Origin of the sequence: Luteimicrobium xylanilyticum (assembly GCF_009429125.1) — a bacterium.
GTDB lineage: Bacteria > Actinomycetota > Actinomycetes > Actinomycetales > Cellulomonadaceae > Luteimicrobium > Luteimicrobium xylanilyticum.
Window position 1 is genome coordinate 1933194 of the sequence record NZ_CP045529.1, and the last position, 19423, is coordinate 1952616.

At 72.3% G+C, this 19423-nt stretch carries 18 protein-coding genes; 11 read left to right on the forward strand and 7 right to left on the reverse strand.

Translation table 11 applies throughout. The annotated features are described in order from the left end of the window. Entirely contained in the window at nt 1–1002 is a 1002-nt protein-coding gene (locus tag KDY119_RS08565; RefSeq protein WP_036950324.1) for a TerC family protein, read from the forward strand. Here the strand turns inward: KDY119_RS08565 and KDY119_RS08570 are convergent. Together KDY119_RS08570 and KDY119_RS08575 are read right to left on the reverse strand one after the other, a co-directional pair. Continuing rightward, nucleotides 974–1297, reverse strand: coding sequence for a YciI family protein (locus KDY119_RS08570; RefSeq protein WP_036951014.1), 324 nt, complete (start codon nt 1295–1297; stop codon nt 974–976). The genes KDY119_RS08565 and KDY119_RS08570 overlap by 29 nt on opposite strands. Before the next feature lie 17 nt (nt 1298–1314). After that, entirely contained in the window at nt 1315–1932 is a 618-nt protein-coding gene (locus KDY119_RS08575) for an MBL fold metallo-hydrolase (protein WP_083890893.1), read from the reverse strand. 134 nt (nt 1933–2066) lie between these two features. Here KDY119_RS08575 and uvrA point away from each other — a divergent pair, with 134 nt between their 5' ends. Further along, the gene (gene uvrA / locus KDY119_RS08580) at nt 2067–4937 is read left to right on the forward strand and encodes an excinuclease ABC subunit UvrA (RefSeq protein ID WP_036950321.1); all 2871 of its coding nucleotides are present in this window, start codon (nt 2067–2069) and stop codon (nt 4935–4937) included. Nucleotides 4938–4952: 15 nt separating this feature from the next. Here uvrA and KDY119_RS08585 read toward each other — a convergent pair whose 3' ends face one another. Further along, entirely contained in the window at nt 4953–5438 is a 486-nt protein-coding gene (locus KDY119_RS08585; protein WP_036950319.1) for an OsmC family protein, read from the reverse strand. Nucleotides 5439–5538: 100 nt separating this feature from the next. Between KDY119_RS08585 and uvrC the strand changes: the two genes are divergently transcribed. The 9 genes from uvrC to KDY119_RS08630 all read left to right on the forward strand — a co-directional run bounded on the left by uvrC (nt 5539) and on the right by KDY119_RS08630 (nt 14814). Beyond that, nucleotides 5539–7626, forward strand: a complete 2088-nt coding sequence (gene uvrC, locus KDY119_RS08590) for an excinuclease ABC subunit UvrC (protein ID WP_036950317.1) — start codon at nt 5539–5541, stop codon at nt 7624–7626. Beyond that, complete coding sequence (gene rapZ / locus KDY119_RS08595; RefSeq protein WP_036950315.1) at nt 7623–8561, forward strand: RNase adapter RapZ; 939 nt, start codon at nt 7623–7625, stop codon at nt 8559–8561. Before uvrC ends, rapZ begins: the two co-directional genes overlap by 4 nt. Before the next feature lies 1 nt (nt 8562). After that, nucleotides 8563–9531 carry a gluconeogenesis factor YvcK family protein gene (locus KDY119_RS08600; RefSeq protein WP_036950312.1) on the forward strand — a complete coding sequence of 323 codons (969 nt, stop codon included), beginning with the start codon at nt 8563–8565 and terminating at the stop codon, nt 9529–9531. A 24-nt stretch (nt 9532–9555) separates the two neighbouring features. Beyond that, entirely contained in the window at nt 9556–10536 is a 981-nt protein-coding gene (whiA, locus tag KDY119_RS08605) for a DNA-binding protein WhiA (RefSeq protein ID WP_153022202.1), read from the forward strand. 246 nt (nt 10537–10782) lie between these two features. Further along, nucleotides 10783–11790 carry a type I glyceraldehyde-3-phosphate dehydrogenase gene (gene gap, locus KDY119_RS08610; protein WP_036950305.1) on the forward strand — a complete coding sequence of 336 codons (1008 nt, stop codon included), beginning with the start codon at nt 10783–10785 and terminating at the stop codon, nt 11788–11790. Between the two features lie 145 nt (nt 11791–11935). Next, nucleotides 11936–13141 carry a phosphoglycerate kinase gene (locus tag KDY119_RS08615; RefSeq protein WP_036950303.1) on the forward strand — a complete coding sequence of 402 codons (1206 nt, stop codon included), beginning with the start codon at nt 11936–11938 and terminating at the stop codon, nt 13139–13141. Nucleotides 13142–13201: 60 nt separating this feature from the next. After that, nucleotides 13202–13993 (forward strand): triose-phosphate isomerase, encoded by a 792-nt coding sequence (gene tpiA / locus KDY119_RS08620; protein ID WP_083890843.1) that lies wholly within the window; start codon nt 13202–13204, stop codon nt 13991–13993. A gap of 116 nt (nt 13994–14109) precedes the next feature. After that, the gene (gene secG, locus KDY119_RS08625) at nt 14110–14352 is read left to right on the forward strand and encodes a preprotein translocase subunit SecG (RefSeq protein WP_036950301.1); all 243 of its coding nucleotides are present in this window, start codon (nt 14110–14112) and stop codon (nt 14350–14352) included. A gap of 114 nt (nt 14353–14466) precedes the next feature. Next, nucleotides 14467–14814 carry an RNA polymerase-binding protein RbpA gene (locus KDY119_RS08630; protein ID WP_153022203.1) on the forward strand — a complete coding sequence of 116 codons (348 nt, stop codon included), beginning with the start codon at nt 14467–14469 and terminating at the stop codon, nt 14812–14814. 118 nt (nt 14815–14932) lie between these two features. Here the strand turns inward: KDY119_RS08630 and pgl are convergent, their stop codons facing one another. From pgl to tal, 4 genes are read right to left on the reverse strand one after another with little or no spacing between them, the layout of a single operon-like run. Further along, nucleotides 14933–15694, reverse strand: coding sequence for a 6-phosphogluconolactonase (pgl, locus tag KDY119_RS08635; protein WP_153022204.1), 762 nt, complete (start codon nt 15692–15694; stop codon nt 14933–14935). After that, nucleotides 15691–16614, reverse strand: a complete 924-nt coding sequence (locus KDY119_RS08640; protein ID WP_036950296.1) for a glucose-6-phosphate dehydrogenase assembly protein OpcA — start codon at nt 16612–16614, stop codon at nt 15691–15693. Before KDY119_RS08640 ends, pgl begins: the two co-directional genes overlap by 4 nt. Next, on the reverse strand, nt 16611–18152 hold the full coding sequence (zwf, locus tag KDY119_RS08645; protein WP_036950294.1) for a glucose-6-phosphate dehydrogenase: 1542 nt from the start codon (nt 18150–18152) through the stop codon (nt 16611–16613). Before zwf ends, KDY119_RS08640 begins: the two co-directional genes overlap by 4 nt. Before the next feature lie 55 nt (nt 18153–18207). After that, nucleotides 18208–19341, reverse strand: coding sequence for a transaldolase (tal, locus tag KDY119_RS08650; RefSeq protein ID WP_036950293.1), 1134 nt, complete (start codon nt 19339–19341; stop codon nt 18208–18210). Nucleotides 19342–19423: the final 82 nt, after the last annotated feature.

The following is a 19423-nucleotide window of genomic DNA, read 5'->3' on the forward strand; positions in this document are numbered from 1 at the left end:
GTGCACGACATCCCCACCTGGTTCCGCGCGGTCAGCCTGGCCGTCCTGGCGGTCCTGCTCCTCGGCGACCTCTACCTCGTGCGGCGGCGCCCGCACGTGCCCACCGTCAAGGAGTGCCTCGCCTGGATCGGGTTCTACGTAGGCCTGGCGCTCGTGTTCGGCGGGCTCCTGTACCTCGTCGGCGGCGGGGCGCCCGCGACCGAGTTCTACGCCGGGTGGCTCACCGAGTACAGCCTGTCGGTCGACAACCTCTTCGTGTTCGTGCTGATCATGGCGTCGTTCGCGGTGCCGAAGGAGCAGCAGCAGCGGGTCCTCATGGCGGGGATCGTGATCGCGCTCGTGCTCCGCGGGATCTTCATCGCGGCCGGCGCCGCCCTGATCGAGCACTTCACGTGGATCTTCTACTTCTTCGGCGCGTTCCTCGTGTACACGGCGGTCACGCTCGTCCGCGGCCGCGGGGAGGACGAGGAGTACCACGAGAACCGGCTCGTCGGGCTCGTGCGCCGGGTCCTGCCCGTCACCGAGCACTACGACGGCGGTCGCCTCACCACGCGCGTAGACGGTCGGCGCCTCCTCACCCCGCTGCTGATCGTGTTCGTCGCCATCGGGACGACCGACCTGCTCTTCGCGTTCGACTCGATCCCCGCGATCTTCGGGCTCACGCAGGACCCGTTCATCGTGTTCACCGCGAACGTGTTCGCCCTCATGGGGCTGCGCCAGCTGTACTTCCTGCTCGGCGGCTTGCTCGACCGGCTCGTCTACCTGCCGATCGGGCTCGCCGTCGTGCTCGCGTTCATCGGCGTCAAGCTCGTCCTCGAGGCGCTGCACGAGAACACCCTGCCGTTCGTCAACGGCGGCGACCCCGTGCCGGTGCCCGAGGTGCCGACGTGGCTCTCGCTCGTCGTGATCGTCGTCGTGCTCGCGGCCGCGACCCTCGCCAGCCTGTGGCGCTCGCGGCGCGACGACGGCGACATCAGGCCGACGGCGCCCACGGGCCCATGACCTGGACCCACTCGCGGATCTCGCGCCCCGCGACCACGCCGACCTGACGGAACGGGTCCTCGTCCAGGAGCGCCGCCGCCGTGTCGATGTCGTCTGCGGTCACCACGAGCAGCGCGCCGTCGTCCTTGCCCTCCGCGCCCGCCCACGGGCCCGACGCCAGCAGGAGCCCACGCTCGAGCAGCTCCGCGAGGTACGCACGGTGCCGGAGGCGGACCTCGTCACGGGTCGTGACGTCGTCCGAGTAGGTGTACAGGACGGCGAAGACGGGCCGGCCGGGGGCTGCGGGGGAGGTCATGCGGCCATTGAAGCGCACTACCAGCCGCGCTCGCGCCATTCCTCGAGATGAGGGCGCTCGGCACCGAGCGTCGTGGGACGGCCGTGCCCGGGCAGCACGACCGTGTCGTCGCGGTAGACGTCGAACACCCGTGCGACGACGTCGCCGTAGAGCTGGGCGAACCGTTCCGGGTCGCGCTGTGTGTTCCCGACGCCGCCGGGGAAGAGCGAGTCCCCCGTGAACAGGTGCGCGCGGCCCGGGACCGCGCTCGGCGCGAGGGCCGTCGCCGGCTCGGTGTACGCGAGCGCGACCGACCCGGGCGTGTGCCCGCGCAGCCCGACGACGGCCAGCTCGACCTCCCCGACGCGGACCGTGTCGCCGTGGCGGAGGAAGCGCCCGACCTCGACCCCCGTCGCGGCCGTGACCGCTGCGGCGTCGTCCGCCCCGGCCGCCGCGAGCGCGCCCGTCTCCCGGACCACCTCCGCGAGCGCCCCGAGGTGGTCGTGGTGCGCGTGCGTCGTCACGACGACGTCGAGGCGGCCGTCCGGGGACCCGTCGCGCACGAGCGCGAGGAGCCGGTCGGCCTCCGCGGCCGCGTCGACGAGGAGCTGGGCACCGGTCGCGCGGCACGTCAGCAGGTAGGCGTCGTTGTCCATCGGCCCGACGGCGAGCTGCCGCAGCACGAGGCGGTCGAGGGTGAGCACGCCTTCATCGTCCACCCGTCGACGCCCGCAGCGAACATCGGTCGAACACGTGTGCGACTGTCAGTGGGTCGACCTACCATGGTGCGGTGACCAATCGCCTCGTGATCCAGGGTGCGCGCGAGCACAACCTCCGCAACGTCGACCTCGACCTCCCGCGCGACGCGATGATCGTCTTCACGGGCCTGTCCGGGTCCGGCAAGTCGTCCCTCGCGTTCGACACGATCTTCGCGGAGGGCCAGCGCCGCTACGTCGAGTCGCTGTCCGCGTACGCGCGCCAGTTCCTCGGGCAGATGGACAAGCCCGACGTCGACTTCATCGAGGGCCTGTCGCCCGCCGTCTCGATCGACCAGAAGACCACCAACCGCAACCCGCGGTCGACCGTCGGCACCATCACCGAGATCTACGACTACCTGCGCCTGCTCTTCGCGCGCGCCGGCACGCAGTACTGCCCGGTCTGCGGCGAGAAGGTCCAGGCCCAGACGCCCCAGCAGATCGTCGACCGCCTCCTCGAGCTGCCCGAGGGCACCCGGTACCAGGTCCTCGCGCCGGTCGTCCGCGGCCGCAAGGGCGAGTACGCCGACCTCTTCAAGGAGCTCCAGGCCAAGGGCTTCGCCCGCGCCCGCGTCGACGGGCAGGTCGTGCAGCTCACCGAGCCGCCCGCGCTCGAGAAGAAGCTCAAGCACGACATCGAGGTCGTCGTCGACCGCCTCGTGTCCCGCGAAGGCGTGCAGCGCCGGCTCACCGACTCCGTCGAGACCGCGCTCGGCCTCGCCGGCGGCCTCCTGCTCGTCGAGCTCGTCGACGCCGAGGCGGACGACCCCGAGCGGCTGCGCCGGTTCTCCGAGCGTCGCGCCTGCCCCAACGACCACGAGCTCACGCTCGACGAGATCGAGCCCCGGACGTTCTCCTTCAACGCGCCCTACGGCGCCTGCCCCGAGTGCACCGGCATCGGGTTCCGCCTCGAGGTCGACCCCGACCTCGTCGTCCCCGACGAGGACAAGACCCTCGCCGACGGCGCGGTCGCACCCTGGGCGCAGATCTCGAGCGAGTACTTCGTGCGCGTCATGTCGGCGCTCGCGGACGAGCAGAACTTCTCGATGGACGTGCCGTGGCGGGCCCTGCCCGAGCGGGCCAAGAACGCGATCCTGTACGGCCAGGACCACAAGGTGCACGTCCGCTACAAGAACCGTTGGGGCCGCGAGCGGCAGTACTCGACGGGGTTCGAGGGCGTCGTGACGTTCCTCGAGCGCCGTCACCACGAGACCGAGTCGGAGTGGTCGAAGGAGAAGTACGAGGCCTACATGCGCGAGGTCCCGTGCCCGGTGTGCCAGGGCACGCGCCTCAAGCCCGAGGTGCTCGCGGTCAAGGTCGGCGGGCGGTCCATCGCGGACGTGTGCCGCCTGTCGCTGCGCGACGCCAACGGCTTCCTGGGCGCCCTCGAGCTGGGGGAGCGGGAGCGGCGGATCGCGCAGGAGGTCCTCAAGGAGATCGCGGCGCGCCTCGGCTTCCTGCTCGACGTCGGGCTCGACTACCTGTCGCTCGAGCGGCCCGCGGGGACGCTGTCAGGCGGGGAGGCGCAGCGCATCCGTCTCGCGACGCAGATCGGGTCCGGCCTCGTCGGGGTGCTGTACGTGCTCGACGAGCCGTCCATCGGGCTGCACCAGCGCGACAACCGCCGCCTCATCGACACGCTGACCCGGCTCCGGAACCTCGGCAACACGCTGATCGTCGTCGAGCACGACGAGGACACCATCCGCACGGCCGACTGGATCGTCGACATCGGGCCGGGGGCGGGCGAGCACGGGGGCCATGTCGTGCACTCCGGCGACCTCAAGGGCCTGCTGAAGTCCCGGGAGTCGATCACGGGCGCGTACCTGTCCGGCCGGCGCAGCATCCCGATGCCGGCCGAGCGGCGACCCGTCGACAAGAATCGCAAGGTCACCGTCGTCGGGGCCCGCGAGCACAACCTGCAGGGCATCGACGTGTCGTTCCCGCTCGGGACGTTCACCGCGGTCACGGGCGTGTCGGGCTCGGGCAAGTCGACCCTCGTCAACTCGATCCTCTACCAGGTCATGGCGAACGAGCTGAACGGCGCCCGCCAGGTCGCCGGCCGTCACACCCGGGTCACGGGCCTCGACCAGCTCGACAAGGTCGTGCACGTCGACCAGGGGCCGATCGGCCGCACCCCGCGGTCCAACCCCGCCACCTACACCGGCGTGTGGGACCACGTGCGCCGGCTGTTCGCCGAGACCACCGAGGCCAAGGTCCGCGGCTATACGCCGGGCCGGTTCTCGTTCAACGTCAAGGGCGGGCGCTGCGAGGCGTGCTCGGGTGACGGCACGCTGAAGATCGAGATGAACTTCCTGCCCGACGTGTACGTCCCGTGCGAGGTGTGCCACGGCGCCCGGTACAACCGGGAGACGCTCGAGGTCCACTTCAAGGGCAAGACGGTCGCCGACGTGCTCGACATGCCGATCGAGGAGGCCGCCGAGTTCTTCGCGGCGGTGCCCGCGATCAGCCGGCACCTGCGCACGCTCGTCGACGTGGGGCTCGGGTACGTGCGGCTCGGCCAGCCCGCCCCGACGCTCTCGGGTGGGGAGGCGCAGCGCGTCAAGCTCGCGAGCGAGCTCCAGAAGCGCTCGACCGGCCGGACGGTCTACGTGCTCGACGAGCCCACCACGGGCCTCCACTTCGAGGACGTCCGCAAGCTCCTGTCGGTGCTGCAGTCGCTCGCCGACAAGGGCAACACCGTCATCGTGATCGAGCACAACCTCGACGTCATCAAGAACGCCGACTGGGTCATCGACATGGGGCCCGAGGGCGGCTCGGGCGGCGGCCGCGTCATCGCGGAGGGCACGCCCGAACACGTCGCGACCGTCGCGGCCAGCCACACCGGCCGCTTCCTGGCGGAGGTCCTGCCCGGCCTCGGCGAGGCCGAGGAGCGCCGCAGCGCCTGAGCCCGGGACGCCGCCTCAGGCCTGCGGCTGCGCGGCCCGCGCCGGCACGGGCTCGACCACGACGGGGAAGTTCACGGACCGCGCGAGGAAGCAGTGCTCGTGGGCGAGCTCGTGCACCCGGGCGAGGGCCTCGTCGTCGGGCCCGGGGTCCACGGTCACGCGCGGGTGCAGGGTCACGTCCACGAACTGCCCGGCGCCGCTCGACTCGACACGCATGCGGCCGGTCGCCTCGTCCGTGTACTCGCGCACGACGACCCCGTGGCTCGAGGCGAGGTGGAGGAACCACAGCATGTGGCAGTCGCTGAGCGACGCCACGAAGAGCTGCTCGGGGGAGTACCGGGCGGGGTCGCCCCGGAACGCCGGGTCCGCGGACGCGGGGAGCGCCGGGAGCCCCGGGAAAGCGACCGTGTGGTCGCGCGAGTAGGACGTGTACGAGGACGTGCCGGCGTCGCCGGCCCCGGTCCACGTGATGGTGGCGCGGTAGTCGTGGAAGGCTCCCATGGCGACACCTTAGTGGCGTGCGTCACACGGCGCCCCACGCGCGCGGGGGACCGCAGGGGGGGCGGCCGGAGCGTCGGTGGGCCCGACTAGGCTCGGTGGCATGGCCGATCCCGCGACGTACCGCCCTGCCCCGGGAGAGGTGCCGACGGACCCGGGGGTGTACCGGTTCCGCGACCCGCACGGGCGCGTCATCTACGTCGGCAAGGCGAAGAACCTGCGCGCGCGCCTGTCGAACTACTTCCAGGACGTCGCGAACCTCCACCCCCGCACCCAGACCATGGTGACGACGGCCGCCTCGGTCGAGTGGACCGTCGTCGGGACGGAGGTCGAGGCGCTCGCGCTCGAGTACTCGTGGATCCAGGAGTTCGACCCGCGGTTCAACGTGAAGTACCGCGACGACAAGTCCTACCCGTACCTCGCGGTCACCATGGGCGAGGAATTCCCGCGCGCCCAGGTGATGCGCGGCGCGAAGCGCCCGGGGACCCGCTACTTCGGCCCGTACGGTCACGCCTGGGCGATCCGCGAGACCCTCGACCTCCTCCTGCGGGTGTTCCCGGTCCGGACGTGCTCGTCGGGAGTGTTCCGCCGCGCCCACCAGACGGGCCGGCCGTGCCTGCTCGGGTACATCGACAAGTGCTCCGCACCGTGCGTCGAGCGCATCAGCCCCGAGGACCACCGCGCGCTCGCGGAGGACTTCTGCGACTTCATGGCGGGCGACACGGCGCGCTTCGTCAAGCGGCTCACGGTCCGGATGCAGGAGGCCGCGGCCTCGATGGAGTACGAGCAAGCCGCCCGTCTGCGCGACGACATCCAGGCGCTCGAGCGCGCGACCGAGAAGAACGCCGTCGTGCTCGGCGACGGCACCGACGCCGACGTGTTCGCGCTCGTCGGGGACGACCTCGAGGCCGCCGTCCAGGTCTTCCACGTGCGCGGCGGGCGTATCCGTGGGCAGCGCGGGTGGGTCGTGGAGAAGGTCGAGGACGTCACCGACGCGGAGCTCGTCGAGCACCTGCTCCAGCAGGTGTACGGCGCCGACGACGACCGCGCCGCCGAGCCCACGGACCGGTCGGCGGTCCGCCGGAGCGGGCGGACGGCTGAGCGGGCCGGCGAGGCGAGGCGTCACCGGACCAACGACGCGGTGCCCCGCGAGGTGCTCGTCCCGGTGCTGCCCTCGAACCTCGAGGAGGTCACGGCGTGGCTGACGGGGCTGCGCGGCTCCCGGGTCGACGTGCGGGTGCCGCAGCGCGGCGACAAGGCCGAGCTGGCCCGGACCGTCCGGACCAACGCCGAGCACGCGCTCGCGCTGCACCGCACCCGGCGCGCGGGCGACCTGACCACCCGCTCGCAGGCGCTGCGCGAGATCCAGGAGGCGCTCGGGCTGGACACCGCGCCGCTCCGGATCGAGTGCTACGACATCTCGCACAACCAGGGCACCTACCAGTCGGCCTCGATGGTCGTGTTCGAGGACGGGCTGCCCCGCAAGAGCGAGTACCGGCGGTTCGCGGTGCGCGGGCCCGAGGGCGACGGCGCGCGGGACGACACCGCGGCGATGCACGAGGTCCTGACGCGGCGCTTCCGCCGCTACCTCGAGGCGCGCGACGGCGTCTCCGACGTCGAGCTCGACTCGGTCGAGGAGGACGCGCCCGGGGCCCGCGCGAGCGACGTCACGGGGTCCTCCGGCCCGGTCTCGGGGCCGGCTCCCCTGGACGAGGAGGGCCGGCCGCGCCGGTTCGCCTACCCGCCGAACCTCGTCGTCGTGGACGGCGGCCCGCCCCAGGTGGCGGCCGCTGCGCGCGCGCTCGAGGAGCTCGGCGTGACCGACGTCGCGCTCTGCGGGCTCGCGAAGCGCCTCGAGGAGGTCTGGCTGCCCGGCGAGGAGTACCCGGTGATCCTCGAGCGGTCGTCCGAGGGGCTCTACCTGCTCCAGCGCGTCCGCGACGAGGCCCACCGGTTCGCCATCACCTACCACCGCAGCCGGCGCAGCAAGGGCATGACGGTCTCCGCGCTCGACGACGTCCCGGGCCTCGGCCCCGCACGCAGGAAGGCCCTGCTCGCGACGTTCGGCTCGGTGAAGAAGCTGCGGGCCGCGACCGCGGAGGAGATCGCGACGGTGCCGGGCATCGGGGACGCGACCGCGCGGGCCGTCGTCGCGGCGCTCGCGCCGTCCGCTGGCATGCTGGACCGATGAGCCACGAGCCCGATCCCTCGACCGTCCCCGTCGGCATCCCCGCGGTCGAGGCCGCGACGCCGGCGCCCGAGGCCGACGAGCGCGAGGTCGTCATCGTCACCGGCATGTCCGGGGCCGGCCGCACCCGCGCCGCGGCCGCGCTCGAGGACCTCGGCTGGTACGTCGTCGACAACCTGCCGCCCCGCATGATCGTCCCGCTCGTCGACCTCATGACCCGGTCGGCGTCGTCGGTGGACCGGATCGCCGCCGTCGTCGACGCGCGCGGACGCGAGTTCTTCTCGGACCTGGAGGAGGTGCTGGGCCACCTGCGTCAGGCCGGGGTGTTCTACCGGATCCTGTACCTCGACGCGTCGGACGAGGTGCTGGTGCGGCGCTACGAGCAGGTGCGACGCCCGCACCCCCTGCAGGGGGAAGGCCGCGTGCTCGACGGGCTGGCCGCCGAGCGGCGCCTGCTCGCGCGCGTGCAGGAGCGCGCCGACGTCGCGATCGACACCTCCGAGCTCACGGTCCACGACCTCGCGCGCGAGGTGCGGGCCGCCGTCGCCGACGGCGCCCCCGACACGCTTCGCATCAACCTGGTCGCGTTCGGCTTCAAGTACGGGCTCCCGCTCGACGCGGACCACGTCGTCGACGTGCGGTTCCTCGCGAACCCGTACTGGATCACGGAGCTGCGCCACCTGACGGGGCGCGACGCACCGGTCCGCGACTACGTGCTGGCACGCCCGGGCGCGATGGAGTTCGTCGACCGGTACGTGTGGGCGCTCGCCCCCGTGCTCGAGGGCTACCTGCACGAGGAGAAGCGGTACGTGACGATCGCCGTCGGCTGCACGGGCGGCAAGCACCGGTCGGTGGCGATCGCGGAGGAGCTCGCCGTGCGGCTGCGGCGACGAGGGGAGCGCGTGCTCGTGACCGCACGCGACCTCGGGAAGGAGTGAGGTGGGTCCACGCAGTGCGTCCCCGGCCGTCGTGGCGCTCGGAGGGGGGCACGGGCTGTCGGCGTCGCTCGCGGCGCTGCGGCTGCTGTCCGAGCGGCTGACCGCGGTCGTCACCGTCGCCGACGACGGCGGCTCCTCGGGCCGGCTGAGGTCCGAGCTCGGCGTCCTGCCGCCGGGCGACCTGCGGATGGCGCTGTCGGCCTTGTGCGACGAGTCGGAGTGGGGCCGGACGTGGAGCGAGCTGCTCCAGCACCGCTTCAGCTCGGACGGCGAGCTCGACCGCCACGCCGTCGGAAACCTCATCATCGTGGCGCTGTGGCAGATCCTCGGCGACACGGTCGAGGGCCTGGACTGGGTCGGGCGCCTGCTCGGCGTGCACGGCCGTGTCCTGCCGATGTCGTCGGTGCCGCTCGCGATCGAGGCGGACTGTCGCGTCGACGGCGAGCTCGTGACCGTGCGGGGCCAGAGCAAGGTCGCGAAGGCCCCCGGCCCCATCGAGGAGCTCCGCATGGAGCCGCCCGACGCCGCCGCGTGCGCCGAGACGATCGAAGCGATCCGCGACGCCGACTGGGTCGTGCTCGGGCCGGGCTCCTGGTACACGTCGGTCATCACCCACCTGCTGGTCCCGGACCTCGCCGCCGCCCTGCACGAGACGTCCGCGCGCCGCTGCGTGACGCTGAACCTCGAACCCGAGGTGGGGGAGACCGACGGGCTCGGACCGACCGAGCACCTCGAGCTGCTGCACCGGTACGCGCCCGACCTGCGTGTCGACGCGGTGGTCGCCGACCCGACCTCCGTCGACGACACGGATCGGCTCGCCCAGGCCACGGACCGCATGGGCGCGCGGCTGCTGCTGCGCCAGGTGAGCCGTGGGGACGGCTCCGCGCGCCACGACCCGCTGCGTCTCGCGACCGCGTACCAGGACGCGTTCGACGGCTTCTGGGGGGACGTCGGCACCCGGGTCGGATGAGCGTCGGGATGGCAGGATGCTCCCATGGCGCTGACCGCACAGGTGAAGGACGAGCTGGCACGACTGGCCGTGGACCGCACGTCCTACCGCAAGGCCGAGGTGTCGGCGACGCTGCGCTTCGCGGGTGGGCTGCACATCATCTCGGGCCGGATCGTCATCGAGGCCGAGCTCGACACCGCCGCCGCGGCGCGGCGCCTGCGCCAGGCCATCCTCGAGGTCTTCGGGCACTCGAGCGACGTCATCGTCGTCTCGCCGAGCGGGCTGCGACGCCAGACCCGGTACGTGGTGCGCGTGGTGCGCGACGGTGAGTCCCTGGCGCGGCAGACCGGCCTCCTCGACGCGCGGGGCCGGCCGGTGCGGGGGCTGTCGCCGCAGATCGTCTCGGCGGGCGTGGGGGAGGCCGAGGCCGCATGGCGCGGGGCGTTCCTCGCGCACGGCTCGCTGACCGAGCCCGGCCGCTCGGCCGCGCTCGAGGTCACGTGCCCGGGGCCCGAGGCCGCGCTCGCGCTCGTCGGCGCGGCGCGGCGCCTCGGGGTCCAGGCCAAGGCCCGCGAGGTCCGTGGGATCGACCGGGTCGTGATCCGGGACGGGGACGCCATCAGCGCGATGCTCGCACGCCTGGGCGCGCACGACGCGGTGCTCGTGTGGGAGGAGCGCCGGACCCGGCGCGAGGTCCGCGGCACCGCGAACCGGCTCGCGAACTTCGACGACGCGAACCTGCGCCGGTCCGCGCGCGCCGCGGTCGCGGCGGGTGCTCGGGTCGAGCGGGCGTTCGAGATCCTGGGCGACGAGATGCCCGAGCACCTGCGCGAGGCCGGGGAGCTCCGGCTGGCGCACAAGCAGGCGTCGCTCGAGGAGCTGGGGCAGCTCGCGGACCCGCAGCTCACCAAGGACGCGGTGGCCGGGCGGATCCGCCGCCTGCTGGCGACGGCCGACAAGCGGGCGGCCGAGCTCGGGGTCCCCGACACCGAGGCAGGGCTGAGCCCGGACATGCTCGAGCTCTGAGGGCCACGCTTTGTCGGCGCGCGACAAGGGCGGCCGTCTCGCCTGAAGGACAGCACCAGGCGACGTAGGTCACAACGGGTATAGGCTCGGGGTGTCGGGAGACCTGCGGACGACCACCTCTGAACCTCATCGAGGCCGGAGGTGCGCTCCGAGTCAGGATCGCCCCCCGCGTACGCCGATGTACGACAACGTTCGACAACAACCGTGTGCGTCGGAGCAGAACCGGCGCGCCCTGAGGAGGGCATAGTGACCATCCGCGTCGGTATCAACGGCTTCGGTCGTATCGGCCGCAACTTCTACCGCGCGCTCATCGCGTCGGGTGCGGACATCGAGGTCGTTGCGGTCAACGACCTCACGGACAACAAGACGCTCGCGCACCTGCTCAAGTACGACACGGTGCTCGGCCGCTTCCCCAAGTCCGTCGACTTCGACGAGAACAACATCATCGTCGACGGCAAGAACATCCGTGTCTTCGAGGAGCGCGACCCCGCGAACCTTCCCTGGGGCGAGGTCGGCGCCGACATCGTCATCGAGTCCACGGGCTTCTTCACGGACGCCGAGAAGGCGAAGGCCCACATCGCGGGCGGCGCCAAGAAGGTCATCATCTCGGCCCCGGCCAAGAACGAGGACGCCACCTTCGTCATGGGCGTGAACAACGACCAGTACGACGCGTCGGCGCACCACATCATCTCGAACGCGTCCTGCACGACGAACTGCCTCGCGCCGCTCGCCAAGGCCCTCAACGACTCGATCGGCATCGAGCGTGGCCTCATGACCACGATCCACGCCTACACGGGTGACCAGAACCTCCAGGACGGCCCGCACAAGGACCTGCGTCGCGCCCGCGCCGCCGCGCAGAACATCGTGCCGACCTCGACGGGCGCCGCGAAGGCCGTGAGCCTGGTGCTCCCCGAGCTCAAGGGCAAGCTCGACGGCTACGCGCTCCGCGTGCCGGTCATCACGGGCTCGGCCACGGACCTCACCTTCACCGCCTCCAAGGAGGTCACGGTGGACGAGGTCAACGCCGCGATCAAGGCCGCGTCGGAGGGCCCGCTCAAGGGCATCCTCGAGTACGTGGACGACGAGATCGTCTCGAGCGACATCGTCACCAACCCGCACCAGAGCATCTTCGACTCGAAGCTCACCAAGGTGATCGGCGATCAGGTCAAGGTCGTGTCCTGGTACGACAACGAGTGGGGCTACTCGAACAGCCTCGTCGCGCTCACGGTGTACGTGGGCGAGCGTCTCTCCTGACGTCCGCCGTGCCCGCCGCGCGACCGCTCGCACGGCACCCGTAGCACCCCGATGCCCGCGCCGGGCCGTGGCTCCCACGCCTCGGTCCGGGGCGGGCATCGTCGTGCGGCGCACCTTCACACCCCCGGCCTCTCAAGGAGCAGACATGGCAGTCAAGACCATCGCGGACCTCGGTGACCTGCGCGGCAAGCGCGTGCTCGTCCGGTCCGACTTCAACGTGCCGCTCGACGGCGAGACCATCACCGACGACGGTCGCATCCGCGCGTCGCTCCCGACGCTGAGCCGGCTCGTGGACGCCGGGGCGCGGGTCGTCGTCACCGCGCACCTGGGCCGCCCCAAGGGCGCCCCGGACCCCCAGTACTCGCTCGCGCCGGTCGCGAAGCGCCTCGGCGAGCTGCTCGGCCAGGACGTCGCGCTCGCGTCCGACGTCGTCGGGCCGTCCGCGCAGGAGACCGTGGCCGCGCTCGGTGACGGCCAGGTCGCACTGCTGGAGAACGTGCGCTTCGACGCCCGCGAGACCAGCAAGGTCGACGCGGAGCGTGAGGAGCTGGCCGGCGAGCTCGCCGCCCTCGCCGAAGCCTTCGTGTCGGACGGCTTCGGCGTCGTGCACCGCAAGCAGGCGTCCGTGTACGACGTCGCGAAGCTGCTGCCGGCCGCTGCTGGCGAGCTGGTCCTCAAGGAGGTCCAGGCCCTGTCGAAGGCGACCGAGTCGCCCGAGCGGCCGTACGTCGTCGTGCTGGGCGGGTCGAAGGTCTCCGACAAGCTCGGCGTGATCGCGAACCTGCTCACCAAGGCGGACCGCCTCGTGATCGGCGGCGGCATGCTCTTCACGTTCCTCGCGGCGCAGGGCCACTCGGTGGGCTCCTCGCTCCTCGAGGAGGACCAGATCGAGACGGTCAAGGGCTACCTCGCGACGGCTGCCGAGCGCGGCGTCGAGATCGTCCTGCCGACCGACATCGAGGCCGCGGACTCCTTCGCCGCCGACGCGTCGCACCGCACGGTCCCCGCCGACGCGATCCCCGACGGCACCATGGGCCTCGACATCGGCCCCGAGTCGGCCGCGCGGTTCGCGTCCAAGGTCGCCGACGGGAAGACCGTGGTCTGGAACGGCCCGATGGGCGTGTTCGAGTTCCCCGAGTTCGCGGCCGGCACGCGCGCGGTCGCCCAGGCGCTCGTCGACGCGACCGCGAACGGCGGCTTCACCATCGTGGGCGGCGGCGACTCCGCAGCGGCCGTGCGCCTCCTCGGCTTCGACGAGGCCGGCTTCAGCCACATCTCCACCGGCGGTGGCGCGAGCCTCGAGTTCCTCGAGGGCAAGGAGCTCCCGGGGCTCGCCGTCCTCGGCGCCTGAACGCCTCGGCCGGCCGCACGGCCCGCACCGACCCGTACGTCACCCAGAGAGAAGGACCCTGTGACCACCACCCGCACGCCGCTCATGGCGGGCAACTGGAAGATGAACCTGGACCACCTCCAGGCCACGCACACCGTGCAGAAGCTCGCGTGGACCCTCAAGGACGGCAAGCACGACTACGCGGCCGTCGAGGTCGTCGTCGTGCCGCCGTTCACCGACCTGCGCAGCGTGCAGACGCTCGTCGACGCCGACAAGCTGCAGGTCAAGTACGGCGCGCAGGACGTCTCGGCGCACACCGAGGGCGCCTACACGGGTGAGATCTCGCCCGTGATGCTGGCCAAGCTCGGCGTCTCGTACGTCGTCGTCGGGCACTCGGAGCGCCGTCAGTACCACGGCGAGGACGACGCGACGGTCTCGGCCAAGGCGAAGTCGGCGTTCGGTCAGGGCCTCGTGCCGATCATCTGCGTCGGCGAGGGGCTCGACGTCCGCAAGGCCGGTGAGCAGGTGCCGTTCACGCTCGCGCAGGTCGACGGCGCGTTCGAGGGCCTGTCCGCCGAGCAGGCCGCGCAGGCCGTGGTCGCGTACGAGCCCGTGTGGGCGATCGGCACGGGCGAGGTCGCGACCCCGGACGACGCGCAGGAGGTCTGCTCGGCGATCCGCGGACGCCTCGCGGAGCTGTACGACGCCGAGGTCGCCGACGCCGTCCGCGTCCTGTACGGCGGCTCGGTGAAGTCGGGCAACGTGGCGTCGATCATGGCGCAGCCCGACGTCGACGGCGCCCTCGTGGGCGGCGCGAGCCTCGACCCCGAGGAGTTCGCCCGCATCGCCCGGTACCAGTCGCACGCCGGCTGAGCGGGCTCTCCGGCGAGCACGCCGCCGCCGTCCGGATGGTGGCGTGTTCGCCGGAACCCCTCCGGCTCGCCTACTCTTGTCCTGTTCGACACACCGCAACGCGAGGAAGCCTTCACGTGGACGTACTGCGCATCACCCTCCAGGTCCTCCTGGTCCTCACGAGCATGCTGCTCGTGCTCCTCGTGCTGCTCCACAAGGGCAAGGGCGGTGGCCTCTCCGACATGTTCGGCGGAGGCATCAGCTCGAGCGCCGGCAGCTCCGGCGTCGCGGAGCGCAACCTGAACCGCATCACGGTCATCATCGCGCTCGTGTGGACCGCGGCGATCGTGCTCCTCGGCCTGATCGAGAAGACCAGCTGACCCAGGTCGGCTGACGAGCGGCGCGGTCGCGCCGCGACTGGCATCGCGCCGCGTCGCGCCGGGCACCGCCGCCCGGGGTCGTCGCGTCGCCCGCACGGAGAAGAGAAGGCCGACGTGGCTGGGGGAAGCGCCATCCGTGGCTCGCGCGTGGGTGCGGGACCGCTGGGGGAGAACGAGCGGGGCGACGTCGCCCCCCGACTGACCGTGTCGTACTGGTGCGCCAACGGCCACGAGACGAGGCCCGCGTTCGCGGTGGGCGGCGAGGTCGAGGTCCCCTCGACCTGGGACTGCCAGCGTTGCGGGCTCCCGGCCGGCACCGACCGCGAGGCACCGCCCGAGGCACCCCGCAACGAGCCGTACAAGACGCACCTCGCGTACGTGAAGGAGCGGCGGAGCGAGGAGGACGGCGCCGCGCTCCTCGACGAGGCGCTCGCTGCGCTCCGCGCCCGCCGCGGGAGCTGACGGGAGCCGCTCTGCGCTCCGCTGCCCAGCGACGACGGAACGCCCGCCGCGACCACCTCGAGGGTGGACGTGGCGGGCGTCTCGCACGTTCCCGCGGGCCGGGGTGGTGTGCTCTCCGCTAGGCCGTGGTCTTGCCGGCCGCGGCGGCGTCGACGAGCCACAACGTCAGCTCGGTGCCGGTCGCCCCGGCGGCCGGCGTGCCGTGCACGTCGTCGCCGCCGAGAGCCCGTGCGACCGCGTCGGCCTTCTCGGCGCCCGCCGCCACCACCCAGACCTCGCGCGCACCGTGGATCGTGTCGAACGTGAACGACACACGCTCCGGCGGCGGCTTGGGGGAGCCGTGCACGCCGACGGTCGCGACACCGGTCACGTCGAGCGCCGGATGACCGGGGAAGAGCGACGCGACGTGCCCGTCCGGACCCATGCCGAAGAGCAGGACGTCGAACGCGGGCGCGCGGGCGCCGTCGGGCGCGAACCGCGCGAGCTCGGCCGCGTACGTCGCGGCCGACTCCTCCGGGGTCGCCGCCGCCCCGAGCGGCGGCATCGCGTGCACGTGGTCGGCCGGCAGCGCGCCGGCCGACACCAGCTCGTCGACGAGCGCCTCGCGCGCCTGCGTCTCGTTGCGGTCCACGTCCTCGTCGGGCAGGAAGCGCTCGTCGCCCCACCACAGGTGGACGCCCGACCAGTCGACGGCGTCGATCAGCGGGCTCGCGGCGACGGCGGCGAGCGTCTTGATCCCGACGGTGCCGCCGGTGAGCACGACGTGCGTCTCCGGCTGCGTCGACTGCAGGTCCGTCAGGCGGACGAGCAGGCGCGCCGCCGCCGCCTGCGCGAGCGTGTCGGCGTCCGGGTGGACGACGACGCGACGTTCCGCCGTCACGCCGCGTCCAGCTTCGGCAGGCCCTTGGTGAGGACCTCCCCGAACATCTCGTCGGGGTCGAGCCGGCGCAGCTCCTCCGCGAGCGCCTCGTTGAGGAGGCGGATCGGGAGGGCGACGTGCCGGTCGGGCTGACCCGGCTGGGAGATGGTCACGACGCGACCGTCGGGCCGGTCCAGGACGATCGAGCCGCTCTTGCGCTCGAGCGTGACCCGGGTGATGGCGTCGGCGTCGCGGTGGCGGTGGACGGTCACGGGGCAGCGCAGCCGGAGCCGGAGCCACGCGGCGAGCAGGTCGATCGACGTGTGGCCGGACTCGCCCTCGATCGTCACGGAGCCCACGGACTCGTACGGGGGCTGGTCGAGGGCCGCGGCGATCAGACCCCGCCACAGGGTGACGCGGGCCCAGGCGAGGTCGGTGTCGCCCGGCTGGTGCTCGGCCCCGAGGCGCCGGAGCATCTTCTCGCCGCTCTTCTCCTTGGTGGAGTCGGTCACGCGGCGGTGCGCGATGGCACCGAGCGGGTCGGCCGAAGGGTCGTCCGGGGCGTCGTTCGGCCACCAGACGACGATCGGGACGTCGGGAAGCAGCAGGGGCGTCACGAGCGTGTCGAGGTGGTCGACGATCGGGCCCGTCGGGCGGAGCAGGATGACCTCGCTCGCGCCCGCGTCGCCGCCCACGCGGATCTCGGCGTCGAGGCGCGCGGTCGCGTTCCGGCGTCCCGCGGGCGAGACGACGATCACGCGGCAGGGGTGCTCGCGCGACGCGTCGTTGGCGGCCTCGACGGCCTCCTCGAGGTCGTCCTCGCCGACCCGGATGATCAGCGTCAGGACGCGGCCGAGGGTGACGGCGCCGCCCTCGTCGCGAAGCTTGACGAGACGCTTGCCGACGTCGTTCGCGGTGGTCTCGGGCAGGTGGACGATCATGGTCTCCTCCAGGCACGGCCGTCGCGGGCCATCATCTCGTCGGCGGACGCGGGCCCCCAGGTGCCCGACCGGTACGGCTCGGGCTTGCCCTTGGACGCCCAGAAGTGCTCGACGGGGTCGAGGATCTTCCAGGAGAGCTCGACCTCCTGCTCGCTCGGGAACAGGGGCGGGTCGCCCAGCAGCACGTCGAGGATGAGGCGCTCGTAGGCCTCGGGGGAGGACTCGGTGAACGCGTGGCCGTACCCGAAGTCCATGGTCACGTCGCGGATCTCCATGGCCGTCCCCGGCACCTTCTCGCCGAAGCGGATGGTGACGCCCTCGTCGGGCTGCACGCGGATGACGAGAGCGTTGTGCCCGAGCTCGGCCGTCTGGGACGACTCGAACGGCAGGTGCGGCGCGCGCTTGAAGACGACGGCCACCTCGGTCACGCGCCGACCCAGCCGCTTGCCGGTACGCAGGTAGAACGGCACGCCCGCCCACCGGCGGTTGTCGATGTCGACGCGGATCGCGGCGAACGTCTCCGTGGTGGAGTGCGGGTTGAAGCCCTCCTCCTCGAGGAATCCGACGACTTCCTCGCCACCCTGCCAACCGTGCGTGTACTGCCCGCGTGCGGTGTGCTTGCCCAGGTCGTGGGGGAGCCGGACCGCGGAGAGGACCTTGATCTTCTCGGCGCGCAGGTCCGCGGCGTCGAAGCTCAGGGGCTCCTCCATCGCGGTCAGCGCGAGGAGCTGGAGCAGGTGGTTCTGGATGACGTCGCGCGCGGCGCCGATCCCGTCGTAGTACCCGGCCCGGCCGCCGATGCCGATGTCCTCGGCCATGGTGATCTGGACGTGGTCGACGTAGTTCGAGTTCCAGATCGGCTCGTAGAGCTGGTTCGCGAAGCGCAGCGCGAGCAGGTTCTGGACCGTCTCCTTGCCCAGGTAGTGGTCGATGCGGAACACGGAGTCGGGGGAGAAGACCTTCGACACGACTCCCGACAGCTCCTGAGCGGACTCGAGGTCGTGGCCGAACGGCTTCTCGATGACCACACGGCGCCACGCGTCGGGCCCGGAGTGCGACAGCCCGGACCGCGAGAGCTGCTCGCAGACCTGGGGGAAGGCGCTCGGGGGGATCGACAGGTAGAAGGCGTGGTTGCCGTTGGTGCCGCGGTCGCGGTCGAGCTCCTCGACGGTCGTGCGCAGGCGCTCGAACGCCTCCTCGTCGCCGAACTCGCCCTGGACGAAGCGGATGCCCTCCGCGAGCTGCTTCCAGGTCTCCTCGCGGAACGGGGTGCGGGCGTGCTCCTTGACGGCGTCGTGCACGACTTTCGCGAAGTCCTGGTTGTCCCACTCGCGCCGGGCGAACCCGGTGAGTGCGAAGCCCGGCGGGAGGAGCCCGCGGTTGGCCAGGTCGTACACGGCCGGCAGGAGCTTCTTGCGGGCGAGGTCGCCGGTCACGCCGAAGATGACGAGACCGCAGGGCCCCGCGATGCGCGGCAGGCGCAGGTCGCGGGGGTCGCGCAGCGGGTTGTTCCCGGCGCTGATCTTGACGGGGCTCACGGGGTCTGGACGTCCTCTCGTGGGATGGGGTCGCGGGTCGGGGTGGGCGGCACGCTCAGCTCCCGCTCCCGGCCTGGCGCTCGAGCCCGGCGGTGATGGTGTCGAGCAGCTCCTCCCAGCTCGTGACGAACGAGTCGACGCCGTCCGACTCGAGCTTCGCGGTCACCTCGGCCATCGAGACGCCGAACGACTCGATCGCGCGCAGGTGCTCGCGCGAGGACTCGAACGTCCCGGCGATGGTGTCGCCCGTGACGACGCCGTGGTCGGCGACCGCGTCGAGCGTCTTCTCCGGCATCGTGTTGACCTCGTCGGCCGCGACGAGCTCGGTCACGTACATCGTGTCGGAGTAGTCGGGGTTCTTCGTGCCCGTCGACGCCCACAGCGGGCGCTGCACGTGCGCGCCGGCGTCGGCGAGCGCCTGCCAGCGGTCGGAGGCGAAGCGCTCCTGAAAGAGCTCGTACGCGAGCCGGGCGTTGGCGAGGGCTGCCGTGCCACGCGCCTCGAGCGCCTCGGGCGAGCCGACGGCGGTCAGCGCCTTGTCGACGGCGGTGTCCACGCGGGACAGGAAGAAGGACGCGACCGACCCGAGCTTCGACAGGTCGAGGCCGGCAGCCTTCGCCCCCTCGACGCCGGCGAAGAACGCGTCGATCACGGCGGCGTACCGCTCGAGCGAGAAGATCAGCGTCACGTTCACCGAGATGCCCTCGGCGAGGGTCCGCGTGATGGCGGGCAGGCCCTCGACGGTCGCCGGGATCTTGATCATGACGTTCGGGCGGTCGACGGTCTTCCACAGCTGCTGGGCGAGCGCGACCGTCGCGTCGGTGTCGCGGGCGAGGCGCGGGTCGACCTCGATCGAGACCCGGCCGTCGACGCCGTCGGTCGCGTCGAACACGGGGCGCAGCACGTCGGCGGCGGCCCGGACGTCGTCGGTCACGATCGTCCAGACGGCCTCCTCCGCCGGGGTCCCGGCGGCGGCGAGCGCCGCGAGCTGCTCGTCGTAGGCATCGCCCTTCGAGACGGCGGCGGCGAAGATCGTGGGGTTGGTGGTGACGCCGACGACGTCGCGCGACGCGACGAGCTCGGCGAGGTTGCCGGTGCGCAGGCGCTCACGGGACAGGTCGTCGAGCCAGATGGAGACGCCCTGCTCGCTCAGAGCACGCGTGGGGCTGGGGGTGGTGCTGTCGGACACGCTGATCGCTTCCTCTCCGGATGGTTCCGGCCCGCCCGTGTTCCGTTCCTCCGGGGGACCGGGCCCGGGCACCGCGGTCGCG

Coding starts and splice junctions, on each gene's coding strand:
- whiA (WP_153022202.1), top strand. CDS start 9,556: ATGGCGCTGACCGCACAGGTGAAGGACGAGCTGGCACGACTGGCCGTG.
- KDY119_RS08575 (WP_083890893.1), bottom strand. CDS start 1,932: ATGGACAACGACGCCTACCTGCTGACGTGCCGCGCGACCGGTGCCCAG.
- KDY119_RS08570 (WP_036951014.1), bottom strand. CDS start 1,297: ATGACCTCCCCCGCAGCCCCCGGCCGGCCCGTCTTCGCCGTCCTGTAC.
- KDY119_RS08615 (WP_036950303.1), top strand. CDS start 11,936: ATGGCAGTCAAGACCATCGCGGACCTCGGTGACCTGCGCGGCAAGCGC.
- KDY119_RS08640 (WP_036950296.1), bottom strand. CDS start 16,614: ATGATCGTCCACCTGCCCGAGACCACCGCGAACGACGTCGGCAAGCGT.
- uvrC (WP_036950317.1), top strand. CDS start 5,539: ATGGCCGATCCCGCGACGTACCGCCCTGCCCCGGGAGAGGTGCCGACG.
- rapZ (WP_036950315.1), top strand. CDS start 7,623: ATGAGCCACGAGCCCGATCCCTCGACCGTCCCCGTCGGCATCCCCGCG.
- KDY119_RS08585 (WP_036950319.1), bottom strand. CDS start 5,438: ATGGGAGCCTTCCACGACTACCGCGCCACCATCACGTGGACCGGGGCC.